Genomic DNA, 4,511 nt, shown 5'->3' with positions numbered 1-4,511 from the left:
TCATAGTTAGTATTTTATGACTGTATGAGTATAATGCACGCGGTATTATTTAATTTATACACTGAATTTTCTAACCAAATAGTTGTTACCGAGGAGGACACTAGATGCAAGTTGCATTAGTAGGGTTAGGCGTTATGGGAAAAAATCTTGCCCTAAACTTGATTGAAAAAGGGATAACGCTAGTCGCTTATGATAAAAACCCACATGCGGGTGAAGAGTTACTAAGTTGTGCCAAATCACAAGGCATGGCTGATAGGCTTCACATTGTCTCTGATTTAAGTGACATGGTAAGGCGTTTAGAGGCACCTCGTTCTATTTTATTACTTGTTCCTGCTGGTGAGTTAGTTGATACAGTTTGTAATGAACTTGTAGAGGCCGGCGTTAATTGTAACGATATGATAGTCGATTGCGGCAATAGTAATTATAAAGACGGTATAACGCGTAAACTCAAATACCAAAATAAATTTGAATTTGCCACTATGGGAATTTCTGGCGGTGCAGAAGGCGCTCGCCATGGTCCTGCAATGATGGCAAGTGGTTCTGAAGGTGGTTGGGAACGTATTGAGCCATGGTTTGAAAAAGTAGCTGCTAGCTATAATGGCGATTCATGTTTTGCACGTGTTGGCCAATCAGCAAGTGGTCATTTTGTAAAAATGGTTCACAACGGTATTGAATACGCACTGATGCAACTTATTGCAGAAGTGTACCAATTACTTCGTTTAGGTACTAATCGTTCTCCAAAAGAAGTAGCTGAGATATTTAATGACTGGTCAGAAGGTCAATTAAATAGTTACTTACTGTCTATTTCTAGCCATATATTGTCACTTGAAAATCATAATAATGTACCGCTTGCGGACTTAATTGATAATAAAGTTGGCGCTAAAGGCACTGGTCTTTGGACTGCGCAAAATGCACTCGAACTTGGTATTGCTGTCCCTTCACTTGTTGCTGCTGTTCAAGCTCGTCATTTAACTAATGCATGCAACACAACGGCTGCACAAGAGATGACATATGCATCTAAATCAACGAACAATGTTGAAATTGATTTAGAAGAGCTAAAAGACGCGTTCTTACTTGCAAGCTTACTTGCGTATCGTCAAGGTTTAGCGCTAATTAAAGGTGCATCACGTACTCATCAGTGGAAAGTAGATTTATCTAAAACGCTTCAAACATGGCGCGCTGGTTGTATAATCCGTGCTGACTACCTAGATAGCGTTGCACAAGGTGTTGAATTTATTGACACTCTTGAAAAAGAGTCTAACTCTTTGCGCAAAATTACCGGTCAAGCAATAATGACTGGTTTAGCATTCCCTGTATTGGGAGCTACACAAACGTATTTAGCAACATTAACTACACCGAGTAATGGGCATTTAGTTCAAGCCCAGCGTGATTACTTTGGTGAGCATGGCATAAAAACCCACAGTGGTGAAATGTGTCATTTAACTGATTTAGTAGATATAGACGCTAAAGTTAGATAAAAAACAGTTGTTTAAAACGATAAAGGCACGCTATTTAGCGTGCCTTTTGTATTTTTAGCCCGTAAAAATTAACGGCTTAACTCACCACGTAAGTTATCTTGCATTAAATGACGAATCGTTTCGACTTCAAGCTTTTGGCTAAATAAATAATGTAACTTAGTTAAACATGCTTCAAGGGTCATATCGTACCCACTTATTACACCAATATTTAATAGCGCATTACCTGTTGCATAGCCACCCATGTTTACATGACCTTTTAAACACTGAGTTAAGTTAACAATTACGACGCCACGTTTACTTGCTTCTTCGAGTATTGACAAAAAGCTCGGATCTTGTGGTGCATTACCTACACCAAAACTCAGTAGCACCAGTGATTTAATATTGCCATTGACCAAGCTTTTAACTACCTCTTGGCTAATGCCAGGATACAAATAAAGCACCCCGATAGGTTGAGGTGTAATAGGTGTAACTTGCAGCTCATTTTCAACATATGGGCTAAGCTGCCCCTTAATAAGTTGAATATTAATACCCGATAACGCTAAGGGGTCTAGATTCGGCGAGGCAAAAGCATTAAACCCATCCGCGTGTGCTTTAGTTGCTCTATTACCTCTAAACAGTTGGTTATTAAAAAAGAGACTTACTTCAGCAATAGGATAATTTGCAGCTAAATACATGGCATTAAGTAAGTTTACTTGGCCATCAGAACGTAATTGTGAGAGCGGAATTTGTGAGCCGGTTACAATCACTGGTTTAGTCAAATTTTCGAACATAAATGACAGCGCTGAGGCTGTATACGCCATAGTATCAGTGCCATGGAGCACCACAAAACCATCATAATCTTGGTATTTATCTTTAATATCATTAGCAATGAGTTGCCAATGCTCTGGTGACATGTCTGAAGAATCTATAAGAGGGCAGTATTCGTGAATATCAAACAAAGGCATTTCATCACGATTAAATTCTGCGTTATTCACTACGGTTTCTGTTAAAAAACCTTCAGCTGGAATATAGCCTCGACTCGATTTTTTCATACCTATAGTACCGCCAGTATAAGCGATATAAATGCGTTTACGTTTCATAAAAAAAGCCCAGTAAAAAAACTGGGCCTAGTATAACGTTAAGCAGCTTTAAATACAGCTGATTAGGTGAAGCTATGCACTTTTATTGTGCAACGTTACACACTAAACAGCGTGCGTATACACCTTGTGGATCGTTGTAATCTTTAAGGTTTTCAACTTCAGTACTTAATTGGTTAATAACACTTTGTAAATTAGCTTGTGTTGCTAACACAGATGTTTTTTGTGTTTGCAAACCAAGCATTGATTTAATAGACGCATTACCAAAAATGTTTTGAATCATTTTTTCTTGCGAGCTTAAATCTTGTTTAATAGTTTTAACTTCATAATGATTAAGCTTGGCAAGTGCAGCAGCGGCTTCAATCGCACCTTGTTTGTCGCCTAGCTTATCAACCAAACCTAGTTCAAGTGCTTGAGATGCAATCCATACACGGCCTTGGGCAATTTTGTCAACCTGCTCAGGCGTCATATTACGCGCATCAGCAACAACATTTAAAAAGCGACCGTATGCTTCCTCAACATTCATTTGAATTACTTGGCCCATTTTTTCATTTAGTGGACGAGTGATAGAAAAGCCAGCCATTTCGGTTGTTGCAACGCCATCTGAATAAACACCAATTTTCGATAAGGTTTTCTCAAATGTCATAAAGGTACCAAATACACCAATTGAGCCTGTAATTGTACTTGGTGCTGCCCAAATTTCGTTTGCAGCAGAGGCAATCCAATAACCACCTGATGCAGCCACAGAACTCATTGAAGCAATAACAGGTTTACCAGCAGCCTTAAGGGCTAATACTTCAGCACGAATAACTTCAGAGGCAAACATACTACCGCCACCAGAGTCGATACGTAGTACAACCGCTTTAACTTTATCATCTAGGCGTGCTTTACGAAGTAGGGCAGCTGTAGAGTCACCCCCAATTTCGCCCGCTTTACGCTCACCATCAACAATCGTACCTTTAGCAACAACTACCGCTACTTTTTCGGTAATAGGGTTATCAATTTCAATAGGCGGTTTAATTAAGCTTAAGTATTCACGAAATGAAACTTGCTTAAATGTCTTACCATCTTCTTGTGTGCCCACTAAATCAATTAATTGTTTGCGAACTTGCTGATTTGTTTTTAAAGAGTCAACCCACTGGTGATCAAGTGCATATTTACCTGCATCGCCATCGGCAGCTTTCATTTTTTCTAGATATACGTCCATTGTTTCGTCAAAATTTGACTCATCAAACGGGCGAACAGCGGCAACATCTTGTTTGTATTCGCTCCAAAGAGCGCCTAACCAAACGCGGTTAGCTTCTTTAGCTGCATCGGACATGTCGTTACGAATAAAAGGTTCTACTGCTGACTTAAATGTACCAACACGGAAAATATGCTGCGTTACTTCAAGCTTTTCAAGTGCATCTTTAAAGTAAAGCGGGTACATGCCATAACCTTCAATACCTACGCTGCCGTATGGGTGCATAGCTATTTCGTCAGCATGCGATGCAATATAGTATTGCGCTTGAGTATAGTAATAACCCGATGCAATTACTTTTTTGCCAGCTTGCTTGAAGGCATCAATAGCCTTTGTAATTTGCTTAAGTTTATTTAAATGTGCTTTAGGCATCTCTTGTAAATCAAGCAATATCACCGTGATACGATCGTCTTTAGTCGCCTCGTTTATTACTTCAACAATATCGTCGAGTAATATTTCGCTTGGTGCTTCAGAACCAGAAGTTGCATCACTAATTGCGGCTTCAACTGGGTCTATATATGTTTTCTCTTCAACAATAGGGCCATTTAAGTTAAGCCTAAGTACAGAGCCATTTTCAACTATTATTTGATCATCGTCACTTGAGAGTGACACAAAGAAAACAATTACCAGTAATAAAAACAAAATGTTTAGTATTAAGCGACGAGAAAAATTAATTCCAGCCCAAATACCTTTAAATACCTTTGCTATCAAAATAGC

General features: G+C 39.0%; 3 protein-coding genes. 1 reads left to right on the top strand and 2 read right to left on the bottom strand.

Going from position 1 to position 4,511, the window contains the following annotated elements; all coding sequences use genetic code 11:
• The first annotated feature begins 104 nt into the window (after positions 1 to 104).
• Positions 105 to 1,478 carry an NADP-dependent phosphogluconate dehydrogenase gene (gene gndA, locus H5072_RS12450; protein WP_024596644.1) on the top strand — a complete coding sequence of 458 codons (1,374 nt, stop codon included), beginning with the start codon at positions 105 to 107 and terminating at the stop codon, positions 1,476 to 1,478.
• A 68-nt stretch (positions 1,479 to 1,546) separates the two neighbouring features.
• Here gndA and ansA read toward each other — a convergent pair whose 3' ends face one another.
• Together ansA and sppA are read right to left on the bottom strand one after the other, a co-directional pair.
• Entirely contained in the window at positions 1,547 to 2,557 is a 1,011-nt protein-coding gene (ansA, locus tag H5072_RS12445) for an asparaginase (RefSeq protein WP_002962901.1), read from the bottom strand.
• A gap of 82 nt (positions 2,558 to 2,639) precedes the next feature.
• Positions 2,640 to 4,505 carry a signal peptide peptidase SppA gene (gene sppA / locus H5072_RS12440; RefSeq protein WP_039489813.1) on the bottom strand — a complete coding sequence of 622 codons (1,866 nt, stop codon included), beginning with the start codon at positions 4,503 to 4,505 and terminating at the stop codon, positions 2,640 to 2,642.
• Positions 4,506 to 4,511 lie beyond the last annotated feature (6 nt).

Source organism: Pseudoalteromonas sp. SR45-5 (genome assembly GCF_014163565.1).
Taxonomy (GTDB): domain Bacteria; phylum Pseudomonadota; class Gammaproteobacteria; order Enterobacterales; family Alteromonadaceae; genus Pseudoalteromonas; species Pseudoalteromonas distincta.
Note: the sequence above shows the minus strand (reverse complement) of the source record. Positions and strands in the feature narration are given on the sequence as shown.